The organism is Pseudoalteromonas sp. 3D05, from assembly GCF_002723455.1.
In the GTDB taxonomy this organism is placed as follows: Bacteria; Pseudomonadota; Gammaproteobacteria; order Enterobacterales; family Alteromonadaceae; genus Pseudoalteromonas.
This window is the reverse complement of sequence record NZ_PDUS01000014.1, coordinates 50,856-76,666: the sequence shown is the minus strand read 5'-3', so window position 1 is coordinate 76,666 and position 25,811 is coordinate 50,856. Positions and strand designations below refer to the sequence as shown.

Genomic DNA, 25,811 nt, shown 5'->3' with positions numbered 1-25,811 from the left:
AAATGTCAAACGCCAAATCTCTTGAACAATTAGAGCAAACGCAAGATTTTATTCGCCGCCATATTGGGCCAAGCCCAGCACAAGTAAGCGATATGCTAAGTGCTCTTGGAGTATCGAGTGTTGAAGAGCTGATCGGTCAAACTGTACCTGCAAGCATCCGCTTAGAAGAAGGCCTAACAATCGGCGAAAGCCGCACTGAAGTTGAAACACTAAGCTACTTAAAATCAGTAGCCAGCAAAAATAAAGTGTTCAAATCTTATATTGGTCAAGGCTACCACCCAACTCATGTACCACACGTAATTTTACGTAACGTACTTGAGAACCCAGGCTGGTACACAGCGTACACTCCATACCAACCAGAGATTGCTCAAGGGCGTTTAGAGTCATTACTAAACTTCCAAACTATGACCTTAGACCTTACAGGTCTTGATTTAGCAAGTGCATCATTACTTGATGAATCAACCGCTGCTGCAGAGGCAATGGGCCTTGCAAAGCGTGTATCTAAAGCTAAAAAAGCGAATATTTTCTTTATTGCAGATGACGTACACACACAAACAATTGACGTAGTTGCAACACGTGCTGACCAATTTGGTTTTGAAGTTGTTGTAGGTCCTGCGGCTGATGCAGTGAATCACGAGATTTTTGGTGCGTTATTCCAATACCCGTCAACATCAGGTGAAGTGGTCGACATCACTGATTTAATTGCTGGCGTACAAAGCAAAAAAGCGATTGCCTGTGTTGCAGCCGACATCATGAGCTTATTACTATTAAAAGCACCGGGCAAACTAGGCGCAGACGTCGTACTTGGTTCTGCTCAGCGCTTTGGTGTACCAATGGGTTACGGTGGTCCTCACGCTGCATTCTTTGCAACACGTGATTCGTACAAGCGCTCATTACCAGGTCGTATCATTGGTGTATCTAAAGACCGTTTAGGTAACGACGCATTACGTATGGCAATGCAAACGCGCGAGCAACACATTCGCCGCGACAAAGCCAACTCAAACATTTGTACAGCGCAAGTATTACTTGCCAATATGGCAGCGTTTTACGCGGTGTACCATGGCCCACAAGGCTTAAAAACAATCGCACAGCGTATTCATCGCTTTGCTGATATTTTAGCTGCTGGCCTACAAGCTAAAGGCGTAAACCTGAAGCACAGCACATGGTTTGATACCCTAACTGTAGTTAGCGACAACAAAGACGACGTAGTAGCACGTGCAATTGCAAATGGCGTTAACTTTGCAACTAACCATGACGGCGAATACTCAATTGCAGTATCAGAAACCACAACCCGCGCAGATGTAGCTGAACTATTCGACATCGTATTAGGCGAAGGCCATGGTTTAAGTGTTGATGCAATTGCCGCTGACATTGAAGCAAACGGTAGCGAGTCTATTCCTGCAAGCCTAGTACGTGATGACGAAGTGCTAACGCACCCGAACTTCAACTCGTACCACAGCGAAACTGAGATGCTGCGTTATATCAAGCGTCTTGAAAACAAAGATTTAGCGCTTAACCACTCAATGATTTCGTTAGGTTCATGTACGATGAAACTAAACGCGACAGCTGAGATGATCCCAATCACGTGGCCTGAGTTTGCTAACCTTCACCCATTCTGCCCGCTAGACCAAGCAGAAGGTTACCAAATCATGATTAACGAACTACATGATTGGTTGGTTAACATTACCGGTTACGACGCCGTATCACTACAGCCAAACTCTGGCGCACAAGGTGAATACGCAGGCTTAATCGCAATTCGTAAATACCACGAGTCACGTGGCGATGCACACCGTAACATTTGTTTGATCCCAAGTTCAGCGCACGGTACTAACCCGGCATCAGCACAAATGGCGAGCATGAAAATCGTAGTTGTTGATTGTGACAAAAACGGTAACGTTGATATGGCTGACCTTAAAGCGAAAGCTGAAGAAGTATCAGAAAACCTATCATGCATCATGATCACATACCCGTCTACGCACGGTGTATACGAAGAAACAATCCGCGAAATTTGCGACATCGTGCACGAGCACGGCGGCCAAGTTTACATGGACGGCGCGAACATGAACGCCCAAGTAGGTGTAACTAGCCCGGGTTCTATCGGCTCAGACGTATCGCACTTAAACCTGCATAAAACGTTCTGTATTCCACACGGTGGCGGTGGCCCAGGTGTTGGTCCAATCGGTGTTAAATCACACCTTGCGCCATTTATGCCTAACCACAGCGTAATTAACGTACCTGGCACTAATGAAGGCAACGGCGCGGTATCAGCAGCACCATACGGCTCAGCAGCTATTCTACCAATCTCATGGGCTTATATTGCCATGATGGGTAGCGAAGGCCTTAAACAAGCCACTGAAATGGCGATTGTGAATGCCAACTACTTAACGCACGAGTTAAGCCAGCACTTCCCAATTTTATACCGTGGTCGCAACAACCGTGTTGCTCACGAATGTATTGTTGACTTGCGCCCACTTAAAGAAGCGTCAGGCATTACTGAAATGGACGTGGCTAAGCGCTTACAAGATTACGGTTTCCACTCACCAACTATGTCGTTCCCAGTAGCGGGCACATTAATGGTTGAGCCAACTGAGTCTGAGTCTAAAGTTGAGATCGACCGTTTCATCGAAGCGATGGTGTCAATCAAAGGCGAAATCGAAAAAGTAACGTCAGGCGAATGGTCTATCGAAAACAACCCGCTAGTGTTTGCACCGCATACACAAGCTGACGTACTAGGTAATGAGTGGGACAGAGCATACGACCGCTTCTACGCAGCATTCCCAGTACCGAGCGTAGCAAAAGACAAGTTCTGGCCTACAGTAACGCGTATCGATGACGTATACGGCGACCGTAACCTAGTTTGCTCATGCCCAGCGGTAGAGACATACCGCGATTAATAATTTTTAGAATTTCCATTTAAAAGTTGGGAATTTGTAAAATTTAAAAGCCGTTGCAGCAATGCAACGGCTTTTTTGTGCATGGTGATAAGTCATAAATTATATGAACGTAGGTTGGGTTGAGTGCAACGAAACCCAACGATTCTCCAATATCATTACCATCTCCCAAGCACGTAAATATGTATTGTTTGTAGGTCGCTCTTTAGGGCGGTAAGTGAATTGCACCACAGAGATCACAGAGGCGGTCCGTTGCACCGAGGTTAAATATTGTTGTAGGAGTCGGCTTTAGCCACGAATGGTTTACACCAATGTTAGAGTTAACCACCGTAGGTGCTAAGCTTGCTGGCGCGTGTGATTTGTTGGTTGGGCTTAAGCCCAAAAAGTTTTATTACCTTGGCTGGTGGTTTTTACTGCTAACTTGTATCGGGATAAATCCGCGACCTACATTAGAAACCTTATTCAAGGTTTAGCTTGCTGGCGGCAACCAAGGGGCGATCGGTTTTCAAATTGATTCTGCTGCAAGCAATTCATCCCTGACGCTGGGTTCCTGTCAGCATCCATGCTTCCACTTCCTCGCGCTGCGAAACTTCGTTTCGGTCACTCGTCACCCATGGCCTAGTTTCTCCTTATCGCGCATCCATGCGCGTATTACTCATCAATTGCTTATTTTCAGGGCGTGATGACGGGGGGAGGGTGTTAAACGTGAGATTGGTACTTGGTCTTGGCATATTAAAGCTAGTGACAAAGCATATTTAAACTTACACAGATTTCATAGTTAATTTTTCTTGACTATGAGATGTAAATTATTGACTCTAATATAAAATAAAAATAAGGAAGTTTCGGTTTAATGGACAATAAAATCTTTTTAGATAGGCCTATATTTGTTTGGATTATAACGATATTAATATTGTACTCTGTTTTTTGTTTTTCTTTGGAAACACTACCTAATCTAAGCGCCGATACAAGACTGTTTTTAAAATATTCAGAAATAGTCGTTGTAGTAATTTTTACCTGCGAATACTTCATACGCATTTTATTATCCCCGAAGCGCCTAAGGTTTATTTTCAGTTTTTATGGTCTTGTCGATTTAATCGCTATCCTGCCTTTCTATTTAGCTTTTGCTATTGATTTACGCAGCTTTAGGCTAATCCGCTTATTGCGTTTGATTAGAGTATTAAAAGTTGCACGATATAACTCAGCATTACAACGCTTTAGCAAAGCTCTATTTTTAGCTAAAGAGGAGTTGGCTATTTTTACAGGTTTGAGTTTGATCTTGCTCTACCTTTCTGCGGTGGGCATCTATCATTTTGAGCATGTAGCTCAACCAGAAGTATTTAAATCTATTTTTGATAGTCTTTGGTGGTCAGTTGCTACATTAACTACAGTCGGATATGGTGATATCTACCCTATAACAATAGGTGGACGCTTTTTTACTTTCATTATTTTAATGATTGGATTAGGTCTAGTTGCGGTTCCAACAGGTATTGTTGCGTCTGCACTTTCGGCCGCGAGAAGGCAGTCAGAATCGAACTAGTATAACCTTATTCAAGGTTTTGTCGCGCTGGCGACCGCAGCCAAAGAGGGGCTGCCGCTGACCCCTCTCTGGACTCTCCCAGCGCACCCGAGCATCACGCAATTTCCTTCAAAACACAATTAATGTGAACGTAAGCGCCGTGTAATCGCCATCCATGGCGAAGTCACGGCTTTCATTTCATCCATGAAATGATTTACTCATCAATTGCTTATTTTCAGTGCGTGATGACGGGGGAGAGTGTTAAACGTGAGATTGGTGTTTGGTCTTGGCAAGACGCAAGACCTGACCCTCCGCATTCGGACATTGGTGTAAAACTAAAGGGGTCAAATCTTGACTTCGGACATTGGTGGGCTAAATTTATAATTTACTACTTATTGAATAGATTACTATGTCTAGGCCGCTGCGAATAGAATATGAGAATGCGTTTTATCATGTGATGAATCGTGGAAGAGGGCGTGAAAATACCTTTTTGAGTGATGACGACTTTAAGTATTTTTTATATTGCATTGAGCAAGCAAGCCTTCGCTTTAATATTGAAGTGCATTCATATTGTTTAATGAGCAATCACTACCACCTACTCATCAAAACCCCCGACGCTAATTTAGGTCGAGGCATGAAGCATATTAATGGCCTTTATACTCAATACTTTAATCGAACACATAACACAGACGGTGCGCTGTTTAGAGGGCGATATAAAGCGGTTTTGGTGGATGCTGATAACTACTTGTTGCATGTTAGTCGGTATATTCATCGTAATCCAATTGAAACGAGCACCCCGATGGTAGATGACCTTGCTAAGTATCAATGGTCTAGCTATTCCGCTTTTATTAAAAGGGTAGCGGTGCCTAAATGGCTTGTTCGAGATTTTATATTTTCGCTGCAAGGCAAAAAGCATAAATATGCAGCTTATAAGCAGTTTGTGGAGTTTGAAAACAGTGAAGAAATAAGCGCTTTTTATAATGCTAAAAAGTTATTGTCGGTTCTGGGCTGTGAGGACTTTATTGAAAACATAAAAGACCATATCGCATCACCAAATAGTGAAAGTAAGCTTGTTGTTAAAAAGTACTCAGCAGATGATGTAATCTCCTACATAGCTCAATACTTTGGTGTTGAGGTAGATGATATAGTAATTGTTAAAAAGGGGCGAAAAGAGAAAAATTTACCCCGTTGGTTTGCTATTAAATTATGCCAAGATTTAACGGGATTAAATTTGCAGGCGTTAGCAGATATATTTAATGTTAAACACTATTCGGCTATATCAAAAACTGTCGGTAGATTAAATGTATTAATGATTGAAGATAATATGGTTGAATTACAATTGGAAAAGCTACGAGATTGTTTGATATCTGAAGTCAAGATTTGACCCTTTCCTTTTAAATAGTCAATCTGAATGTATTCCTGATAACGGTTTAATTCAAGAAAAGCTCAGAGTTGAACTGTTGCTATTAGAGTAATGGAAGAAGGTTTTCTGGAGTTGTTACGAAAACAGGATAAATGTATTGATGTTTTACGAGGTAATGAGCTGTTCGGAAGTTTACGTCTTTCTGTAATAGAGTAGTGTCACCAATTAAATCCAAAGCCTCACACTCGCGAGGCTTTTTGTTGTTTTCAATAAAGTCGGAACGGGCTTTATTTTTGGCTGCTTTTGAAGCCAAAGGGATTGAAAAGCAGCTTCGCAATCGGTGTTGGCTAAATGAATATCTGGTGCAAGGCTTTATTTTGGTTTAGGTAGTTCGATTGTTCCGTTTAGCTTTATGGCATTAGTGTTTTCAGCAGGTTTACTTGAGCTTGAATTACTCGTCACTACTGCAATTGAAATATTTGATGAATTGAAATCTAATGGTACAAGATTCAAGCCTGAATTATAGGGTAAGTGTTTAGTTAAGTTGTATTGATAGCTCTTTTTGCTGATTGAAATAGTCAATATTGGTGTTGGAATTGGTGACTTTGGTTTGGTGTTAGATTTATTTGTATTGGTTAAGGCTGGTAAATAATCCCCTAACTTAAATTTCTTGAGTAATATCTCGTTTAATGGAATTACTTCAGCTAATTTTGTAGTATCTACAGTACTAGTTCCAGTTGTAAGTGTTCCATCAGCTGCTAATGTAACACTACCTGTGGTTGTACCGAAAGGTGGTACAATAGTGTTGAAGTAATATACTTTGCTGTAATCAACTATCGATTCATAAGCAGCCTTATTACTAATAAATTCTTGATGAACATTTAAAGGTGTTCGAGTTTTAGAACTAAGATCATCTGACTTATCTGATGGCGAAATTGAACAGTTTATGGCTGAAGTTGAACACCCTTTATCTAGTTCTGTCTTAAATATTCCGAATGCTGTAGCGAAACCACTATCAACTTGCTTTTGTGCTTCAGCAAAAGCGCTTAGTAACTCTATTGAATCGTAACTTCCCATTTTTATATCGAATTTGGCACTATTTTTACTACCTGTAAGTGCTTTTCCATCGGCTTTTATTTTTGAATACTCAATAGTCACTTCTAACCAAGATCTTGAGTAAGCAGTTGTTTGTTTGACTGCACCTTTTTTTACGTAATATGGAATTCCTTTTACAGACTCTCCATTATTATCATAAATATCAAAAGATGAACAAGCTGTGACGGTTAAGCTAGCTAAGATTGCAAACGAGAAATTTTTCATTAGTCTTCCTTGAAAATAATCATTGGATTGGTTAAATAATATACACATGGGAGGGTTGTATGACAACTAAGTAAATTTATTGATGTAGTAAATCATAGGGGTCACCCATTAGAAAGTTCCGGTCAAGCAGGTAACTGTGTTTGCTTGATCTTTTAATTCAAAAACCAAGTGCTCTTATTTTTTAAACTCAATTTAAATATGACTATGCATCCAGTAATGACGTTGATTGGTGCAACCAAAGGGGTCCAACCAAAGGGGGCACCCATTAGATCTCAGACCCTATAGATCTCAAATGACCACAATGATGTTGCTCTTGGGGTTGTTTGATTGAGTGAACCCTCATGTTTGAAAGGGCCGGTTTATTACTAACCGGCCTTCATTGTATGTGCTTAAAAGTTTAACGTAATCCCGATTGAAGGCAGCGGCATATCAGGAAATTGATAGTCTTTTTCAAAATCACTGTAATCTATGTTGTACTCAAGTTCTTGCACCGTTTTTGAGCCGTAAACGTTAAGCACTTCGATATAAATAGTCGATTCGAGACCAAATACTTGGGTTTGATAGTCTGCGCGAAGATCAAGCCTGTGATAGTTCCCCCATTGCTCAGCATTAAACTCGCCGTATTGAGGTATATAAAAGAGTGGTTGATTATTAATTTCAGTATAGGGAGTAGCTGATTGCACTTGTGTATAACGTCGCCCGCTTTGAAAACGCCATTTCGCGCCAATTTGCCAATTTTCGTTCCATTTATAATCCAGCACGAGGTTTGCAACCCAAGGTAAATCAAACTCAGAGTTAAATTGCTGATTGGTTAATGGGTTGTCGCGCTCTGTTTTACTGTAGGCAATGCTTGCCCAGCCATACCAATCCTCTGATAACTGCTTATTTAGCAGCAGCTCTATACCGTACGATTCACCACTGGCGACATCATCAAATGTTGGCTCGCCAGCCACATGCTGTGTTAAACGTCGCTTTTGTGCATCAGGGTTCGCAACGATTAAGTTATCTAGCTCTTTGTAAAATAGTTCTGTTTTTAACCCGAGTCCTTGACCAAGGTTTGAATCTAGGCTCAACGTGTAATGAGTCGATTCACTGGCTTCAAGTGTGGATTCGCCATATTGAGGAATCAAATATTGGTAGTCATCAACCAGTGCGTGGTGTACACCGTAGCTAATGTTGAGTTTATGCTTATCGGTCACATCAAAGCCTATACGTGCGCGAGGCTCTAAATAACGTTGTGAATTGCTATCCGTTGCGAGGTACGCCAAACCAATGTTGTAATCCCAGCGAGGCGAAATGTCCCCCATAAGTGATGCATAGGCATGATAATCTCTTACCGTAAGTGAGCCTTGCTGCGAAAATGTGGGGCTAAAATAGCTGGGTGGGCACACTTCAAATTCTGTGTTGCATGGCAATAACCGACCACTGCTTAGGTAATCAATATCACTTTGTTTGAGTTGAATACCAAAATCGAGGGTGAATGAATCAGCAATATATTGGTTATCTGATTTTACAATTATTTTTGTGATATCAGCATCCCAGCGAAAAATGTCACCTTCTCGCTCTTGTTGGTTTTGTGTTAACACATTGACACTGCTGATTGACTCGAGGTTGTCACCAGTGTATTGCCAACTGATTGCTTGGCTATGAAAATAACTTTGGTATCGCTGGCCAGAAGCCAAATCAGGGTTTTTACCAATGTCGCGGCCGTCTGCATCAAATTCAATTTCAATGTAATCTTTTGCGCCACTGGCGGTTGCACGTAACACATTATTGTTATCTATATCCCAAATTAGTTTTGCTTGGTAATCCCGGTTACGCGGTGGCACTGAAAATGAAAAGTCCTCGTCTTCGATAAAGTTATCAACGTAGGTGTGCACTAAACTCTCTCTAAATGAAACGTAGAACGCGGCATCTGGCGAAATCGCTTGTTCATATAAAAAGCCACTGCGAAAAAAGCTTAAATCAATTACATTGGTTGGTGTGTCAGGGCTTGGATCTCTTAATTGCGTTAATATGACCCCGCCATTTGCATTGGCATAGTTGCTTGCCCAAGCGCCTGTTTTTAACTCAAAGCTTTCAATAAGCAGTGGGTTATAAATACTCAAACCATCGTTGTGAAAAATATACCCCATCTCTAATCCATCTGTTAGATAAAGGTTGTCGTTAGTGGAGCTGCCACGAATAGCCGGTTGTGCTACTGGGCCACCAGTATTCGGGGTTGCTAAAACAACACCAGGGAGTGCTTCTAAACCTTTGAGTGGATCGTTGCCCGTACCGGGTAGCGTTACTAATTTGTTCGAACTAATTTTAATGCCGTCTGGTTGAGGAGCCACCACGGTAATGCTTTCAATCTCGCTTTGACTGTTGTCTGTTTGAGCCCAAGCGTGTGTACATATTATGCTCACTAATACTGCGATTGATGATTTAGTAAATGTCATTTTTGCGTCCTTTGTATGCGTTATTTAATAACAATAATTTACGCCTTAAATGATTTCTGGTTTAATTAACATATTGATTTTTGTATGAATGGGCAGTTTATTGTATGAATGGGCAGTTTCAGATTGGTGCGATAAGCCCATGGCGCTATTTTCTGTGTGTTGGCTTTGTTTTAGCGTGTATTTTAAGCGTCTCAGATGACGACAATATACTGCCTTTTTGGTTAAATTTTATTGTTTGGCAAGGACAGGTTTTTTTAGCGTTAGGTTTTTTTATCGCCACACATACATTAATGAGAGGTGTGCTTAGTAAACAAAATAACTTTGTTAAGCTGATTGTTAGCGCATTAATTGCGGCGACACTTTATGTGCCGATCTCACTACTTTTTGATGTGTATATAGAGCAAGAAACAGCTTACAGCGTGGGTGCTTTAATCGAAGAGTGGCAAAATATGGTTCCCCCCGCGCTGATATCATGGATTGCGATTAATTTGCCTTGGGTCCTCGGATTTAAAATTGAGTCCACCCATAAACAAGTACCTGAAATTCAACAACCAAACACGCCAAATATGGCCTCCAAGACCAAGCAAACTGAGAGGGTGTGTTCACAGCAAGGTAGCTACGGTGACACTGGTGGGGCATTAACACAACCACTGACCTCTGAGACAGTCAGTAACAATGCCGTTGAACTTTCAACAAATGAAGAGACTCAAGGCCGTGCGCAACAATTTTTGCAATTGGCAAACATCAACGCTATTTCAGAGCTTATATACCTAAAAGCTGAGTTACATTATTTAAATGTTGTGCTTGAGTCTGGAAGTCATTTAATTTTATACAATCTCAAAGATGCCATAGACGATATTAGTTCACTGTCGCCAGAGCTTGCAGTTGGACAAACTCACAGAAGCTATTGGGTTAATACAGCCCATATTCACTCATTAGAAAAAAAGAACCGAGAAGGAGCATTGAAAATGTCAAACCAAACCTGTGTGCCAGTGAGTCGCACACACATGAGTAAGGTTAAGTCTTGGCTTAAAAAGTAACACAAGCGAAAGAAGCACTAATGAGTTTCTCTATTCTTTGCCATCTAATTTTAAGTTTATCACTGCTGCGCACTTTAAAGCTCACCATTAACCCATGCCGATTAATATAAAAATCTAATAAGTTGTACTTAAAAAACGCACAAAAGTTAAATAAATGTAAATTAAAACTTGCGTTTGACCCTGTGTAGTCTATTTTCTGATCGGAGGTCACACCTCTAACCTGATAACTATAATCAACAGGAATACACATGAAAATAAAAACATGCTTATTAATGCCTGCTCTAACACTCGTAGCTGGCTTAAGCCACGGCGCATTTGCCGAAGAAGGGGTTGCATTTGTTCATGGTACAGGCGAACAAACCGATGCATACAATGATTATTGGACGGGCAGCTTTGTTAATACAGTTCGCCAAGGTTTACCAAACAGTAGTAATTACACGGTCATTAATTGTGACTTTGATCAGTATATGTGGGCAGATGCGGCGTCTGGCTGTTTAGCTGGGCAGCTCACTACATTTATCAATAATAAAAACATCACTGATTTAACCCTGATCACTCATTCTAATGGCGGCAATGTGGTGCGTTGGATTTTATCTAACCCAACGTTTGATAGCCGTTATCCAAATATCATTAGTAAAGTCACGCACACCATTGCGCTTGCTCCTTCAAGTGGTGGAACACCTTTGGCTGATGCGGTTGTTGCGGGTAATTCTTTTGAGCAAAGCTTGGGTTGGTTATTGGGTTATGGCAGCGATGCGGTAAAGCAACAACAAGTGTCTTGGATGGCATCGTATAACGCGCAGTGGTTGTATGGCACACCGAATCGTCCAAGTTTACCGTCTCGATTCGAAGCTGTGGTGGGGAGTGATGTTGAGTCAGCTGTATGGGATAGCGACAGCTATTGCGGCGGTTACCAAAATCAAGTAGGCCTTGAAGTGACGCAAAACTGGTTAGATAGCTGCTCAGATGGCTTTTTAAATTGCAGTTCTCAGTCGTTAGCTGGTGAAGTGTGGTTTATTGATAAATCACGAACCCAAGGTGGTGAACCTTTGAGTCATCAGCAAAGTCGACGTAATTGTTTTGGCTTGCCAAACATGCTTAAAAATCGAATTTAGGAGCCCGTTATGATTAATAAATTAACCACACTCGCAGCTGTAATGGTACTTGTAAGCACAGCAGCCCAAGCGAATGAGCAAACGGTTTATCAGTTTCCTCAAGTTCAACCAGCATCGAACGCTCAGCTACAAACGCTTGAAAAAGACAGTGTTGAGTATTGGCAGAAGGTTTCGGGCAAAGAGCTTAAGCGCGGCGTGCCGGTATTTGTAAACCAAGCAGATAACTTTATTCGTATTGCGCCAAAAGCGCGTTTTGATAGCGGTGAAGTATTTAAGCCCCATGGCTTACAGCTTGATAAGCTGTCGGTGCGTGATGACAATTTTAGGCAAATGCCAATGCAAGCCATGGTTGCACAAGAGAAAATGAAAAATGCAGGGTTTCGCGATGGCAGCGTTGGGCTAAAGCTTGGTCAGGTAAATGGCAAAGCAATGTTAAGAACAAGCCAAGCGCTTAACGACAAAGACACCTACTTGCTGCATGTGATTGAAAAAGGTTCGAGCAATTCTTTGCATGCTAAATCGCAGTTTAAAGTAAAAAATCAGCAACAACGTGTCGCAATGCAGCTGAGTATGGGTAAAAAGCGGTTTAAAGATAGTGATGTGAAGCTCACACTTTCAAGCCCTGATGGCGAAAAGCTTGATGTACGTTACGAAAATGGTGAAGCCGTATTTAATTACCCCCTAGAAACCTTAGGTGCTGCAAGTGGCTACTATGAGCTTGAGGCAAGTGTAGATACTAAAGTACAGGGTCAAACGGTAAAACGTTCTATAAAAATGCCGTTTGTACACAGCTCACAAACCATCAGTATGGATAAAGCTAAAGTAACAGCGCTTGGTAATAATAAGTACCAAGCTAAAGTGCCTGTGCAAGTGACTGACTCAGGTCGCTACGCTATTCGTGCTACGTTAACTGGCAAAGGAGATAAAGGTGAGCGTATAAAACTGGCAACGGTTGAAGTAGCAAAACAAATTGATAGTAATGATAATTTCACGATGCCTTTCGCGATAGCTAAAGCTGCCAAAGGCCCGTTCAAGCTGGTTGATATTGAGCTTACCGATCAAACGCGAATGTTAAAGTTTGCGGGAGAATAAAGGGAAAAAGTAAAGCAGGTTGAAGCTATATAAACTTGAAGTAAATGTGCGCGCCTGAAATTCGAAAAGGTCAGGCGCGCATTTGAGCTATGAGCCGTCAGCTATCAGGTATGGCACGCACTAGTTTGCAAGTTATGAGTTTTAGGAGGCGCTTTATCGCCGAACTGTTGGTTGTGGGTTTACCCTGAGCTCTTATTTTTTATTATTCCTAGCACGCAACTTCTCTGTTTCTCTTTAAAAATTTTATCGGTGACCTCTTTGCTAGCCCTTACTTTCTTACTAGAGTGGCTCAATTGGATGGCAACAATCCTATAATAAGGAAAAGTTTAATCTGTATGAAACTTAAACATTTTTGTTAGTTTCTGACATCTAACGTTGATTAAATTGGTTTATTTTTTATCCCTCCATAATTCATCCATTATTGTGATATAGCCTTTGAAATATGTGTTTTTTGTACCCTAAAAGTACTATCTAGGTATAAATCACGGCGTTTAAAATTAAACTCTGTATGTTTTGCTATATTCCTAGGTAGTTAAATTTACGTACTTATTGTGTGGTGTCGTTACACATAAAGTGCTTGTTGGGTTCAAGGTACATAATTGATGGTTACTGGTCCAAGTAATAGCAAATTTACACTAAAAAGTTTAGCTGGTGAGCCCACTCTGACTAAACAAATAAGTGAAAGTACGCGCTGTTATTTACTTATCAAAGACCAAAGTAGAGATATTTTTAATGATAAATAAACGGCCTAAATTCAGCCATAAATTAAGTTGTGTTTAAGCTTAACCGCCATTGAAAATGAATCTATCAGAATTTAAATAAAAGCATGGGTTTTGTTAATTAATAAGTAGTTCTCAAAATGACAATCAATAACTTAGGAATCGCAATATGAATCAGTCCAAAAGGGTTAGCGCTGTGTTGGCTTTATCTCTAACTTTAATAGTTGGGTGTTCGGATAATGAACCCACCGAACAAGAAGTTGTTGCTAATGTCGCTTTGAAATCTATGAGCTCTGTAGACAATGAGGTTTACCAACCAGGGCAAGAAATTACTGTAGATTTCAGTACAGAAACAACATTATTAACGAATGAGCATGTCGGTGTTTCTTTTATTTTAATTGAAAGAAGCAAAGTGAGTGAGCTTGAAACTGAAGAAGAGCCAGATGGTTATGATTTGGGTGAGTTTTATATTGAGCAGTTACAAGAAGGGGAGCAAAATCATAGTGCAAAACTGATCCTTCCAAACGAAGACCTCAGTACCGGTGAGTTTGTTATTGCCGCTTTTGTTGACACCAGCGGTGTAATATCAAATGAAGCTGATGTGACAGATAATAAATCGCGCGGGATTGAATCAGGCGACGAAACAACTTACAGCTCGATTGCCATCAAAGATGGTCGATACCATGATTTTGTTTTACAAAAAGTTAAAGTTGGAGACGGCTTTGCTATTTTTCCAGGTCCTGGTAAAAGAGATACCAGCGGTGGTGGTCAACCAACGCATAAAGTACCTGATTTAATCGGTTTTGTTAATGCCAAAAAATTTGGCGATTCCGTCAAAGAGGCTGACATCAGTGCAACGATAACCATCGGCGATAATACTTATGATGCTCATTTATGGAATGAACTTGAGCAAGCTTATGGGGATACAATGAAAATCGTATTTCCTGATCACGAGCAATCTCATTACTTTCCTTGGGATGTTGCTGTAAATGGTGAACTGCTTAAAGCGATACACGATAACTTTGATCGCGAAAGTGACAAAAATAGTTTCAGCATGACATTTACTTTTCAGGATGACTCGGCTGAAATTGAAGATGATAAAGAAAATAACAATATTACCGTTGAAGTTCCTTATGTGCTTTACCATGACGAAGTTAAAACAGCAGAATCGGCAGAGTTAAGCAGTAAAAAAACAACACTCACTTCAGCGCCAGCTTCACAGACTAACGCTTCAGCGGCAACATCGTTGGCCAAAGTTGGGAGTTGGAGTGGCACTTATGGTGACAGTGATGCAGTGGCAATCAGCCCTTCTTTTTATAGTTATATGAATGTTACGTCTAGTAATGGTGGTTCAGCAGAGGCGTTAGTAGAAGCCGATCTCGATCTTTACCTATTTGATAAATCAGCGAGCTTAGTGAGCGCCAGTGCCGAAGCAAGCGCGAATGTAAGCGATGGTGAAATAACGTATGCGGCAAGTTTTAGTGTGCTTGGTGATACTTTGATTGACGAGGGCGATACGTTAACGGCGTTAGATAAATCTTTAGGATACAGTTGGAGCGAAGAGCAAAAAGTAGTGGAAACAACGTTCACCATTGTTATTGTTCCGGTTACTGTTGAGGCGGGTGTTAGCGGAAGCTTAGATTTAGGGATTGGTTTAGCCTATGGTAATAGCCGTATTGACTTAGGGGGAGATATTGTCTCTGCCAGCATGGATGCTTACGCCAGTGCTGAAATCAATTTGGGCGTTGCAAGCGGCGGTGTTGGTATCGATTTCTTGATTATTGCAGATACATTCAATGCCACACTTTATGCGGATTTAGCTAAAGCAATTACTGATTCTAAAATAACTTTAGGGATTGATGTAACGAATGATATTGAAGCAATTTCTGGTGAGTTTTATGTTTATGTTAAGTACCCTAAATATAAGTGGTGCTGTAAAATTAAAACCAAAACAAAAACTCAAACTATCTACGATACAGGCACCTTGTATGACAAAAGCTGGACAATTCTAGAAGAATCAGCAACCTTAAATTATTAGTAAAAAGGCCAAAGTGTGATGCGTTTAATTAAAATAAGTTTATTAATTTGCACTCTATTAGGTTATGTTTCAGCCGCTTATGCAGTGCCGCGTTGCACTGTTTGGGCTGAACTTCAATCAAAAGCTGATACTAATATCACTTCGATGAACAGCCCTGCTAAAAGTCAGTTTGACTTGCACGGGCGGTTAATTTATCGACCATTGTTGGTTGAAGAGAAATCCTATTGGTTGGGGTTTGAGTTGTACCAAGCCACAGCAAAGCTAAATAAAATATTGAGTACAAGCAATGAATACTCTGTGCCATTTGCTGTGAAAATCAGCAATAGCACGGGGGAAATTCTAGATTATCGATTCAATGCTAAATTAAAAAAAGCCGATCAACAAAAGTTGATCGCTTTATATCGCGCCTTTCACCGTGCTAAGCAACCTGAAAATTTACAGGGTGACACGTACTGGGTTAAAGAGCGTGATGACATTGGTCAATATAAATCACTCTACACGGTTTTAGCTGACAATAAACTAATGCGAAATAAACTTAGTTATATAGAACCTACTGACACTAGGCGAAGCACTAATGCTGCCAAAAATCTAATGCAACTAGACACGGCTAACATTATTAGAGATGAGTTTACCTTTGAAAATGATAAATGCTGGCTAACAAGTACCCTCGGAAATAGTCATATTAAAGTCAACAGTAGCGATGACAATATGGTGATTGAGGTAATGCAAACGCTTAGCTTAGTCCGCAAAAAACAATCTATACCGGATGATGCTAGGTTACTGCATTTACCTGAAGACCCTAAACAATGGAAATATTTGAGCGCTGATTGGGTTTATCCTAAAGCGCCGCCTCAACCTTTAAAAAATGTTGAAGCGTTTATAACTACTTTAAAAGGTATGGATTGGCTTGAGGGTGATCGAAAGGAGTTACTGCAATTTCTTTATAACAATGATCAATACTTGGGAAGTTTAAAAGCGCTTATTTCAACAAAAGCAATTGCTGATCCGTTAGAAAGTAAATTGTTTATGTATTTAGGTAAACATGATTCAGTTAATTCTAAGCAGTTACTGACAGAGGTATTTGTTGAGCAAGATTTGTTTTCTCCTAATCAGCGTTTTCGAAGTTTAATGGCACTAAAATACAGTGAAAAGCCATTAACGGACATACAGGTAGAGGCTATTTTTGAGTATTCCATGTCATATGGTCTCAATGAAGAAAACTCAAAGTTGGCTCATAGTGCTTTAATGGTTATGGGGGCCATTGCAAAAAACCAGCGGGGCAGTGAGTTTTCAACTCAGTTAACCCAAAAATTAGCAGATACATTGAGCACCAGTGCAACGCAAGAGAAAGCATCAGCCTTAATTACCGCTTTAGGTAATAGTGGGGATAATGCTCATCAACAACTTATTGGAGACTATCTCACTGTTGATAGCCCAAGGTTGCGCTTAAATGCGGCAGAAGCCCTGGCAAAAATGCCAAGTAGAGAAAGTTTGAATTACCTGAGTAATCAACTAGAACAGGAAACCGATAGTAAAGCACAAGGCGCGATTATAAAGGCAATGGGTAACAATGAGTTAGATGCCGAACAAGTCGCTAGTATTTATGCCTTTGCTGACTCTAATTATTCTAGAGACATTCGAAGCGCTGCGATATCGGCGTTAAGCCAACAAGCAAAATCGCAACCCAAAGTAAAAAAACGTTTAAAAGCATTGATCAAGACGGAGAAGAACCAAAAAAATCTACGCCAATTGATGAAAGCTCTATACGGTTCTTAACAAGTAAAGGGTTATTTTAAAGCAATATCTAAAAGCACGCTAAATGCTCACCCATTTATCGTGCTTTTTTATATAAAGTAACCAGAACCCTGAATAATAAATCTATCTTCAGCGGCGACTTTCAACGCTACCTGCTTCTTAAGCATCCTACATACCACATACCGATAATTTTACTTAGAATTAGAAAGGCATATTTTAATGAGGTGAAATTACAAGTTACTTTTCTTATTGAAAAAGTGAACAGCTCTATAATAGTGCTCTTTAAGCAAAACGATGTTTTTAATGGTTGTTAACCCACCTGCTTGATATGCACATACTATAAATTTAGGTTTTTAAATGTGATTGAGTGGTCTCTAAAAGCTATCACACGGGTACAGACTCGCGTGATTTTTTACTATATGATTGTAAATTAACCATTCTTAATTGGCTTGTGGGCTAATGCGAATAGACCAAATTACTAAATGAGCCATTATAATAAAAACAATGCGTTATATATTTGATACTTTTGAGTTTGATAGTACGAGTTTGGTACTTAAAAATAATGGTCAGGACTTGGCTATTCGACACAACGAAGCCAAAGTACTTACACTACTTTTGCAACATACAGATACTGTATTTAGTAAAGACGATATTTTATCGCAGGTGTGGCAAGACAAGGTTGTGTCTGAGCAGGCTGTTTTTCAAAGCATTAGTAATTTAAGAGGGCTTTTTGGTGGCCATGCAATTAAAACCTTTTCAAAACGAGGTTATCAATGGCAACTCAAAATTGATGCAACTCACAGTGATAACGAAACAGCGTTAAGTGCTTTAAATTTAAATAAAGCAGAGCAGGTAACAGCGGCTTTATCACTCTCGCAACAGCGAAAAAAATGGCTAGCTATGGCGTTTACGGCGCTAACCCTTTTTGCTATTGCGTTGATGTATTTAATCGCCAATCCATCCGAAGATGTTGATAGCGCTGTTATTAATATTGCGTATATCCCATTTAGTACCCAGTCAAACCAAAATCGTGTCAATTTTAGTGATGATGAGCACTTTGATTTCACTGAGATAGCTCATTTAGATACTGCTTATTTTCAAGTCTCAGCCGATTATGAATATCCTCAATTAGCCAGTGAGTATCCGTTGATTTTGTCAGGCTCGATGCGCACATTTAAGCAAAAAACATATATTGATTTTATTCTAAAGGGCCCGTTTGCTGATTGGCGTGGCCATGTATTGGGGGCCGATCAACGCGATGCGACAAAACAGCTCTTAAAGCACTTAAATAACCCCGTTATCTATAATCTACTTAATGAAGCGCAAGCGCCCCCAGTTAAGCAAGCAAACTTAACAATTGCCCATCAGCAAGCTCCTAACGATCTGATTATTCTTAGTCATCTTACAAATAGTTATTTAAGAATGGGTGAGCGTGAAAAAGCGATGGTGATGGCAACAAAACTTGAAAAAGCGGCTATTTTACAAAAAAACACGCATTATGTGGGGAATGCTTTGCTCATGCAAAGTGAGGTATTAACTCAAAAAGAGTTATTTAACTTAAGCACCACAAAGCTAACTGATGCGATAGGTCAATTTAAAAAGATTAATGATTTACCTCGACAAGCCGACGCGTTGATTGCGCAGTCGTGGATAGATCATAATCAAGCTGATTATAGCGCTATCAAGCATAGCCTGCTTACTTCAGCCAAGTTAGCCTTCGAGGCTCGCGACAAACAACGTGAGTTAGATGCTTTGACTTACTTATCAGTGTTGGCGCATAAAAATAAACAAGAGGATGATAAGTACCACTATTTAAGAGAAGCCGAGCACAAAATGAAGGCTTATCAATTTCCTAGTTATCACTTGGCTATAGTACCGTTTCATTATGCTATTTTTGCCAAAAGCCGTGAGGATAAAGAACCTCACTTAAAACAAGTAGTGAAACTTGCAACCTTGACGCCTGAATTTTGGGCTGCACGAACTAGTCGCAAGCAGTTAATGGAATTTTATATTAGTAAAAACCGCCTTACAGATGCTCAAGCACTTATGGCAGGTATTACATTTGATAGCGCAGATAACTCTTACTTGAAAACGCTGCTAGCCGATGCACAAAACGATACTGAAGCATTTATTGCCCATGCAGAACGTACTTTTGAGCAAGCACAATTGGCGGGTAATCTTTCTCTTAGCTTAGATGTCGCGCTATTGATCTGCGGCACTGAAAACCCGCAAGTAAATTATGATTTTTATTCTCAATATATCAACGAAAAAGGCAGTGACTATTGGCGGCGCATAAATGAAAAGAAGCTAAACTCTTTGAGCTTATGAATTGCATTAAGCGCCTATTTAACAGCGTAAAGGCAACGATGGTAGGGCCTTTACGCTTTATTAAACTCGCTAATTCTGTTTGAAGTTAACCCAGTTTAGTTTCCAGCCTTTATCATGTGATTGTATCGTTAATTTATTCTTACCTTGGTTTAGGTATACGGTAGCGCCTGTTTGGGTTTGCCATTGATGGTAGCCCCCAGTGCTTGTGACTTTTTCTGTAGTGAGCTCTTTGTCATTGACTAGTATTGCAAAGCCTCTAGTGTCATTAGGAGCCGCTACTCGGTAACTTAGTGAATAAAGCCCTGATTTTGTGACCTCCAACTGATAGTTCATTAGTGCCTTGTCACTTATGCCACCGGGGCCTGTTAAATTAAATTTACCATCAAGGTCCGAAGTTCTTGTCACTGAGGAACCAGTGATTTCAGTTGCTGATTCTGCTTCCAACCTTCCTGGTATTTTTACCCAAGGGGCTCGTGTTTTAACCGTATTACTATAATCACTTTGCTGGTGATGCCTGACTGCGACGACTGTGTATTCATATTGGTGGTTATCAATATTGGCATCTTTAAATGTTGTTTCTACAATGTTTAATGCTAACAGTTTAAACGTGCTACCAGCAGCAGGGTTTCTGTAAACACGGTAACTTTCAATGTCTGCTTGTTCGCTTTTGTCCCAGTTTAAAGTAACAAGGTCGTGCTGTTGTTCTATGGTCAAATTAGTGACTTTGTCTGGGTAGGGCAAAACCGCATCACGCCTTAGTTGTTCACTGTGTTGTGCTATTTTTAGCGCTTTTTTAAACTGCTTTGTGTTGCCTTCCATTGGTGGGGCTGCACCGTCCAGCGCAACTCTTAATCCTTCGACTGCGCCGATAAAATTCAAACCCATGACGCCTCTTTCACTAACCGCAAATGTATTCCAATGCCAACTGCCGCCTCGTGCTACGTGGGTTTTGCAATCATCCTTTGTCCAAGGCTGACCATTGGTAGGGGCATTCTCGTAGTTATTTTTGTAGCAGTCAGCAATAAACTCAACTACATTACTCACCATGTCATGCAGGCCAAACGGGTTTGGTTTATACATGCCGACAATACTTGCATAAGCTGAGTGATCAACACAGTTTGACTTACCATTAAAAAAATTAACATAGCTGGTGTTAGCATCGCGTTGTAGTATATTTTCGCCGGTTAAATCAGCTGTATTCTCGTACTCACAAACAAGGGTTTGACTGGGGTCGTCACCAAAATAATATGTGCTATTTGTGCCAGCTCTTGCCGCGTATTCCCACTCAGCTTCACTGGGGAGGCGATAAGGGCGACCTGTTTTTTCAGCTAACCATTTAACGTACGCATTAGCTGCTTTCCAACCAATGCAATTAACGGGTTGAAAGTCACTGGTGTTGAGCGAGTTATTCTCCCAAGTGCCTGCTGTTGCTCCATAATTAAACCAGCCATTTAATTGGTGAATGCATTGAGTTGGCATGTCATAGCCAGACTCATTAACAAAGTGACGAAACTCTCTGACGGTTACTTCATATTTGCCTAAGCTAAACTCGGGTAGCGTTACTTTACGGATCGGCTGAGCATCTTCTTTATTGATATCACCCATCTGAAAAGTACCTGCTGGAATCGTAACCATGATGGGTTCAATCAAACCACTGTTACTTTCATTTGCATAAAGCGTAGAGCTATTAACTGATAGCAAAATAGGGATTATTAACGTGTTTAATTTCATTTAGTTTTCCTTTTTAATGAGGGAGTAATAGTGGAAAACTAAGTAATAAAAATCTTATAAAAAATCTAAAATCCCCTAAAAATAGAAAAAACCTAACTATTATTTTTACTTTGAAGTTCAAGTGGTTGTGAAATTTAGTCGTTTTCTTCATTGGTGTTCAGTCTGCATCGTGATTTGTAGTGTGAAAATGAATGAGCAGGCTTTAATGACATGATATTAGATGGCGTTTGGCGATATTGCTCTGAGGGCTTCTAAATCGGTTATAAGGTTTATAAATTCCAGCAAAATATGAACCGAAAAGAAAACTACCGAGACAGCGCCCTCAGTGAGTTTTTTATTAAAAGTCGAAGCTATTCGTATATATGTCTTAGTTGTTAGATTTACATTGTAAGTGCTTCAACTTTACAAGGATGTGGAGGACTTTTTTAATGTTAAAAACTAACTTAATGAATAAATTATGTTTTTTCTAGGTTTTTATTGCGGAATAACTTTTGCTGCATAAAGCGTTCGCAGTAAAAATAAATTGATAGAAAGGAGATACTATGAATCGCACTTTAATTATTGGCGCCAGTGGACAAATTGGTAAACAGCTCACTCAAAACATGCTTAATGAGGGACAGCATGTTGTGGCGCTTGTTCGAGATGAGCAAAAGCTATCAGATATTAAAAGCGAAAATATGACAATTGTAGAGGCTGATCTGACTGATGATTTTAGCCATGCATTTAAAGGATGCTCAACAGTTGTGTTTGTTGCCGGTTCAGGTGGTAATACAGGGGCGGATAAAACTATATTAATTGACCTTTGGGCTGCGTGTCGCGCTGCAGATTACGCAAAGCAGCATGACATAAAGCACTTCATTATGGTCAGCTCGATCGGGGCTGATGCACCTGCAGAGGGGCCTGAAGAAATGCAACCGTATTTAGTAGCAAAACACATGGCTGATGAGCACTTGATGCACAGTGGTCTGCGTTACTCTATTATCAGGCCAGGTACATTAACTAATAATAAAGCGCATAATGGCTTTACAACACAGCGACCTAGCAATAAGGATGAGGCAATTATAACCCGAGCAGATGTGGCTAAAGCGCTTTCGTATTGCGTTGCACATCAAGCTAAAAGTAATACGGTAAAAGAGCTATTTAATGGCGCTAAACATTTAGATGAAGTAATGAGCTAGCCTTGTTCCATACCCTGTGATAGCAAATTCCATTACATCAGGTTAATTAAATATAGGTTGGCGGGTAACCCGTCATTTATAATTTTACTCGCCTTTAGGTGTTTCAAGGGGTTTTATCACAGGGGATTGCGTGAGAATATCAGCACAAAACCCAGGCCAATATAAAACCTATTAATTGTTAGAGGCATGGTGATTTACGCGATTTGGGTCGCGTAGTCACTTATGCTCTGTGGCGTTTTAATCGGCTTGTGTTTCAACTGCTAAAACCTCATCAATATAAGCGAGTTCTTCGCTAAAAATACCATTAAATAAAGCACTCTGTTCAACGATAACAGCATCACTGTGTTGCGCTGTGTATTCTTGTTGGCACCTTATCAGTTCGCAGGTTAACCATTGACACTCATCAGTTGCGACAGCAATCGCTGTTTTTAAAAAACAGGGCCACTTTGTTTTACCTAAATTACAACAAAACAACATAACAGCGATAAGGCTATACGCATCCTGTCTATGAGTTGATAGGCTGGTAGGTGTTACTTTAATATTACAGGGGAGAAGCTCGCTACTATAAAGCGCTTGTTGCAGTGCAACTTGCTCTGATTCATTTAAAAAGGTGCTTGTCATAATTTGCTGGCGGCCTCTATGCACTAATTTTAGTTATATACGCATTTAAAATAGTGATGGCAAAGAAAGATGTCATAACTTATCCAGCACCAAATGCAGCCACAGTGATAGCAAAAACGGCCTGACTCGTTACTGAATTAGTAAAATACAATTGTAATCGAGTTACTTGAGCTTGCTTTACTACAAGTTGGCGCCGTGGTTAACTGGGCGACAATGTTGTTTTTAATTGTTTTGCTATGACGCATCACTGTTAAAAATAATTGTGAGTAGGTACTTAATAAACCAGCAAGTAATTGCTTTGGCTAAGTGCTTTATTTTAAGAGGTTTATAAAGGGTTTTTTATTGTGAAAAGCAATGTTGTTTTACTTTTAAGCTTATTGGTTTTGAGTGGCTGCGCAATGCAAAACGTGGTTGAATTTCCCTCGGTGGAGAACAATGTTGCTTACACTAAAGTCGCTTCGCTGGAATATGCCTTGCCCAATGATAATGTAACTTACGGCCTAGATAAATCTCAATACGCGTTACTTTGGCGTGCCAAGAAAAATGAAAAAAATACCGCTAGACCCCTAGTTATATTACTGCATGGTGGTTGTTGGCTTAGTGCTTATGATATTAAACATACCTATGCATTGAGCACCGGCTTGGCACAAGCAGGTTTCAATGTATGGTCAGTTGAGTATCGACGGACAGGCGACAGTGGTGGCGGTTGGCCCATTACCTTTGATGATATAAAAGCAGGCATTCAAGCCTCAAGCACTTACAATAGTGGTGAGTTTAATTTAAATAATGCCGTTGTTGTGGGACATTCGGCTGGTGGCCATTTAGCGTTGCTTGCCGGTGGTCAAATAAGTGAACTTAAAGGGGTCATTGGCCTTGCGCCGATCACTGATATAAAAGCTTATGCTCATGGTAATAACAGTTGTCAAAAGGTGACAAAAGACTTTATGCAGGGAATGCCGAGTGATAAACCTGATGCCTATACACAGGCAAATCCGAGTGAACAAGCGTTGCATTTAAATAGTGTTATCTTGCAAGGCGGCAAAGATACCATTGTTCCGGCCTATAACTTAAAAGCACTTAATCGCCCAGTGGTTATGTTAGAAGATGCAGGGCACTTTGATTGGATACACCCAGGTTCTCACGCGTTTAAAACTTTGCTTGAAAAATTAAATGGAATCGATAAATGAATTTTGATGATATAACTGCGCTAGATAAAGCCGATCCACTCGCTCATAAACGCAATGAATTTGCGTTGCCCGCTAATACCATATATTTAGATGGCAATTCATTAGGTGCTTTACCAAAAGTGGTTCAATCTCGTGTGGCTGAGGTAGTCAGTCAGCAATGGGGAGAACATTTAATTCGAAGCTGGAACGACCACCAGTGGATTGATTTACCTACTCAAGTTGGCGAAAAAATAGCACCTATTATTGGTGCTGCAGCTGGCCAAGTAATTTGTTGTGATTCTATATCGATTAATTTATTTAAATTATTAAGCAGTGCCTTATCGTTAAATTCTGGCCGTAATGTTGTGCTGTCCACTGAAGATAACTTTCCAACTGATTTGTATATGGTGCAGGGGTTGAGCGATCTATTAGGCGAAGACTTATGCCAACTTAAACTTGTTAGCGAGCATCAAATAGCGCAAAGCTTAACTGAAGACGTGGCTGTGTTGCTATTAACTCAAGTAAACTTTAGAACAGGGCAGCTATTAGATATGCAAGCGCTTACTAAGCTTGCCCATGAAAAAGGCATTTTAGTTATTTGGGACTTAGCCCATAGCGCAGGTGCAACCGTTGTTGAGCTTGATAAATGTAACGCCGACTTTGCTGTAGGGTGCGGATACAAATATTTAAATGGGGGGCCAGGGTCGCCGGCATTTCTATATGTGGCTAAGCGCCATCAAACTGCTGTTAAACAGCCACTAAGTGGTTGGATGGGGCACGTAAAACCGTTTGCATTTGATGCCCAGTATCAGGGAGCAGAAGGTATAAATCAGTATTTATGCGGTACTCCTAGTGTACTTGCAATGAGCGCATTAGATGCCGCGCTTGATGTATGGGAAGGTGTGAGCATCTTGCAAGTGAGAAAAAAGTCTATCGCCTTGGCTAGTATATTTACTCAACTTATACAGTCGCAGTCATGTTTAGCTGATTTACGTTTACGTTCAACGAATGATTCACAACAACGTGGCAGCCAATTGGCATTTGCTCACGATAATGCTTTTGCTATTTGCCAAGCACTCATTGAAAAAGGGGTGATTGCTGATTTTAGGGCGCCAAATATTTTACGCTTTGGATTTACCCCTCTTTATAACTCATTTGAAGATATATGGAACGCGGTCACTATTTTAGCCGAGGTTGTGCAAACACACTTGTATAAAGAACCACGTTTTAACAAAGCGGGAAAAGTGACTTAATCTCTTTTTAAAGTATATTGAGGGAGGTGATTTTCCCCTCAATGTACTGCTCGTATTTAGATAGGCATACATGTGTGTTTTTAGTTATCACTCTCAGTGGTAAACCTGTATATGTTGTAGAGTCATTTGGATTTCTTCGAGTTAACCACTCAAAAAGCCCTTTAATTGTAAAATAATCGAAAAAATACGTTCAAATAGGCCCATTTGGGCGAATTGGACCTGCTTTAGTGCGCATAATTTGGCA

At 40.3% G+C, this 25,811-nt stretch carries 16 protein-coding genes; 12 read left to right on the top strand and 4 right to left on the bottom strand.

Annotated elements, in window-relative coordinates; translation table 11 throughout:
* The first annotated feature begins 2 nt into the window (after positions 1–2).
* The 3 genes from gcvP (at position 3) to CSC79_RS14200 (ending at position 5,791) form a co-directional block, all read left to right on the top strand.
* Positions 3–2,894 (top strand): aminomethyl-transferring glycine dehydrogenase, encoded by a 2,892-nt coding sequence (gene gcvP / locus CSC79_RS14215; RefSeq protein ID WP_099296426.1) that lies wholly within the window; start codon positions 3–5, stop codon positions 2,892–2,894.
* Positions 2,895–3,741: 847 nt separating this feature from the next.
* The gene (locus CSC79_RS14210) at positions 3,742–4,428 is read left to right on the top strand and encodes an ion transporter (protein WP_099296425.1); all 687 of its coding nucleotides are present in this window, start codon (positions 3,742–3,744) and stop codon (positions 4,426–4,428) included.
* A gap of 388 nt (positions 4,429–4,816) precedes the next feature.
* Positions 4,817–5,791 carry a transposase gene (locus tag CSC79_RS14200; RefSeq protein ID WP_099296423.1) on the top strand — a complete coding sequence of 325 codons (975 nt, stop codon included), beginning with the start codon at positions 4,817–4,819 and terminating at the stop codon, positions 5,789–5,791.
* 351 nt (positions 5,792–6,142) lie between these two features.
* Here the strand turns inward: CSC79_RS14200 and CSC79_RS14195 are convergent, their stop codons facing one another.
* Both CSC79_RS14195 and CSC79_RS14190 read right to left on the bottom strand, forming a co-directional pair.
* Positions 6,143–7,090, bottom strand: a complete 948-nt coding sequence (locus tag CSC79_RS14195; protein WP_099296422.1) for a hypothetical protein — start codon at positions 7,088–7,090, stop codon at positions 6,143–6,145.
* A gap of 389 nt (positions 7,091–7,479) precedes the next feature.
* On the bottom strand, positions 7,480–9,531 hold the full coding sequence (locus CSC79_RS14190) for a TonB-dependent receptor plug domain-containing protein (protein ID WP_099296421.1): 2,052 nt from the start codon (positions 9,529–9,531) through the stop codon (positions 7,480–7,482).
* A 104-nt stretch (positions 9,532–9,635) separates the two neighbouring features.
* Between CSC79_RS14190 and CSC79_RS14185 the strand changes: the two genes are divergently transcribed.
* From CSC79_RS14185 to CSC79_RS14155, 6 genes are all read left to right on the top strand, one after another.
* Complete coding sequence (locus CSC79_RS14185) at positions 9,636–10,571, top strand: LytTR family DNA-binding domain-containing protein (RefSeq protein ID WP_099296420.1); 936 nt, start codon at positions 9,636–9,638, stop codon at positions 10,569–10,571.
* Positions 10,572–10,843: 272 nt separating this feature from the next.
* A complete protein-coding gene (locus CSC79_RS14175; RefSeq protein ID WP_237114029.1) occupies positions 10,844–11,686 on the top strand; it encodes a hypothetical protein in 843 nt (280 codons plus the stop codon).
* Between the two features lie 9 nt (positions 11,687–11,695).
* Positions 11,696–12,778, top strand: a complete 1,083-nt coding sequence (locus CSC79_RS14170) for a DUF4785 domain-containing protein (RefSeq protein ID WP_099296417.1) — start codon at positions 11,696–11,698, stop codon at positions 12,776–12,778.
* 888 nt (positions 12,779–13,666) lie between these two features.
* Positions 13,667–15,535 carry a hypothetical protein gene (locus CSC79_RS14165; RefSeq protein ID WP_099296416.1) on the top strand — a complete coding sequence of 623 codons (1,869 nt, stop codon included), beginning with the start codon at positions 13,667–13,669 and terminating at the stop codon, positions 15,533–15,535.
* Between the two features lie 18 nt (positions 15,536–15,553).
* Entirely contained in the window at positions 15,554–17,311 is a 1,758-nt protein-coding gene (locus CSC79_RS14160; RefSeq protein ID WP_099296415.1) for a HEAT repeat domain-containing protein, read from the top strand.
* Positions 17,312–17,794: 483 nt separating this feature from the next.
* The gene (locus CSC79_RS14155; RefSeq protein ID WP_099296414.1) at positions 17,795–19,618 is read left to right on the top strand and encodes a winged helix-turn-helix domain-containing protein; all 1,824 of its coding nucleotides are present in this window, start codon (positions 17,795–17,797) and stop codon (positions 19,616–19,618) included.
* Positions 19,619–19,687: 69 nt separating this feature from the next.
* On the opposite strand, the gene CSC79_RS14150 is transcribed toward CSC79_RS14155, so the two are convergent.
* Positions 19,688–21,349 (bottom strand): SUMF1/EgtB/PvdO family nonheme iron enzyme, encoded by a 1,662-nt coding sequence (locus CSC79_RS14150; RefSeq protein ID WP_099296413.1) that lies wholly within the window; start codon positions 21,347–21,349, stop codon positions 19,688–19,690.
* Between the two features lie 542 nt (positions 21,350–21,891).
* Between CSC79_RS14150 and CSC79_RS14145 the strand changes: the two genes are divergently transcribed.
* A complete protein-coding gene (locus CSC79_RS14145; protein ID WP_099296412.1) occupies positions 21,892–22,527 on the top strand; it encodes an SDR family oxidoreductase in 636 nt (211 codons plus the stop codon).
* 237 nt (positions 22,528–22,764) lie between these two features.
* Here CSC79_RS14145 and CSC79_RS14140 read toward each other — a convergent pair whose 3' ends face one another.
* On the bottom strand, positions 22,765–23,148 hold the full coding sequence (locus CSC79_RS14140; RefSeq protein ID WP_099296411.1) for a hypothetical protein: 384 nt from the start codon (positions 23,146–23,148) through the stop codon (positions 22,765–22,767).
* 344 nt (positions 23,149–23,492) lie between these two features.
* Between CSC79_RS14140 and CSC79_RS14135 the strand changes: the two genes are divergently transcribed.
* Positions 23,493–24,335: an alpha/beta hydrolase gene (locus CSC79_RS14135; RefSeq protein WP_099296410.1), complete on the top strand. Its 843-nt coding sequence runs from the start codon at positions 23,493–23,495 to the stop codon at positions 24,333–24,335.
* The gene (gene kynU / locus CSC79_RS14130; protein ID WP_099296409.1) at positions 24,332–25,567 is read left to right on the top strand and encodes a kynureninase; all 1,236 of its coding nucleotides are present in this window, start codon (positions 24,332–24,334) and stop codon (positions 25,565–25,567) included. Before CSC79_RS14135 ends, kynU begins: the two co-directional genes overlap by 4 nt.
* The last annotated feature ends 244 nt before the right edge of the window (positions 25,568–25,811 follow it).

Excerpts from the sequence above, each read along its gene's own strand:
- gcvP (WP_099296426.1), top strand. The coding sequence starts at position 3 with ATGTCAAACGCCAAATCTCTTGAACAATTAGAGCAAACGCAAGATTTT.
- CSC79_RS14210 (WP_099296425.1), top strand. The coding sequence starts at position 3,742 with ATGGACAATAAAATCTTTTTAGATAGGCCTATATTTGTTTGGATTATA.
- CSC79_RS14200 (WP_099296423.1), top strand. The coding sequence starts at position 4,817 with ATGTCTAGGCCGCTGCGAATAGAATATGAGAATGCGTTTTATCATGTG.
- CSC79_RS14195 (WP_099296422.1), bottom strand. The coding sequence starts at position 7,090 with ATGAAAAATTTCTCGTTTGCAATCTTAGCTAGCTTAACCGTCACAGCT.
- CSC79_RS14190 (WP_099296421.1), bottom strand. The coding sequence starts at position 9,531 with ATGACATTTACTAAATCATCAATCGCAGTATTAGTGAGCATAATATGT.
- CSC79_RS14185 (WP_099296420.1), top strand. The coding sequence starts at position 9,636 with ATGAATGGGCAGTTTCAGATTGGTGCGATAAGCCCATGGCGCTATTTT.
- CSC79_RS14175 (WP_237114029.1), top strand. The coding sequence starts at position 10,844 with ATGCCTGCTCTAACACTCGTAGCTGGCTTAAGCCACGGCGCATTTGCC.
- CSC79_RS14170 (WP_099296417.1), top strand. The coding sequence starts at position 11,696 with ATGATTAATAAATTAACCACACTCGCAGCTGTAATGGTACTTGTAAGC.
- CSC79_RS14165 (WP_099296416.1), top strand. The coding sequence starts at position 13,667 with ATGAATCAGTCCAAAAGGGTTAGCGCTGTGTTGGCTTTATCTCTAACT.
- CSC79_RS14160 (WP_099296415.1), top strand. The coding sequence starts at position 15,554 with ATGCGTTTAATTAAAATAAGTTTATTAATTTGCACTCTATTAGGTTAT.
- CSC79_RS14155 (WP_099296414.1), top strand. The coding sequence starts at position 17,795 with ATGCGTTATATATTTGATACTTTTGAGTTTGATAGTACGAGTTTGGTA.
- CSC79_RS14150 (WP_099296413.1), bottom strand. The coding sequence starts at position 21,349 with ATGAAATTAAACACGTTAATAATCCCTATTTTGCTATCAGTTAATAGC.
- CSC79_RS14145 (WP_099296412.1), top strand. The coding sequence starts at position 21,892 with ATGAATCGCACTTTAATTATTGGCGCCAGTGGACAAATTGGTAAACAG.
- CSC79_RS14140 (WP_099296411.1), bottom strand. The coding sequence starts at position 23,148 with ATGACAAGCACCTTTTTAAATGAATCAGAGCAAGTTGCACTGCAACAA.
- kynU (WP_099296409.1), top strand. The coding sequence starts at position 24,332 with ATGAATTTTGATGATATAACTGCGCTAGATAAAGCCGATCCACTCGCT.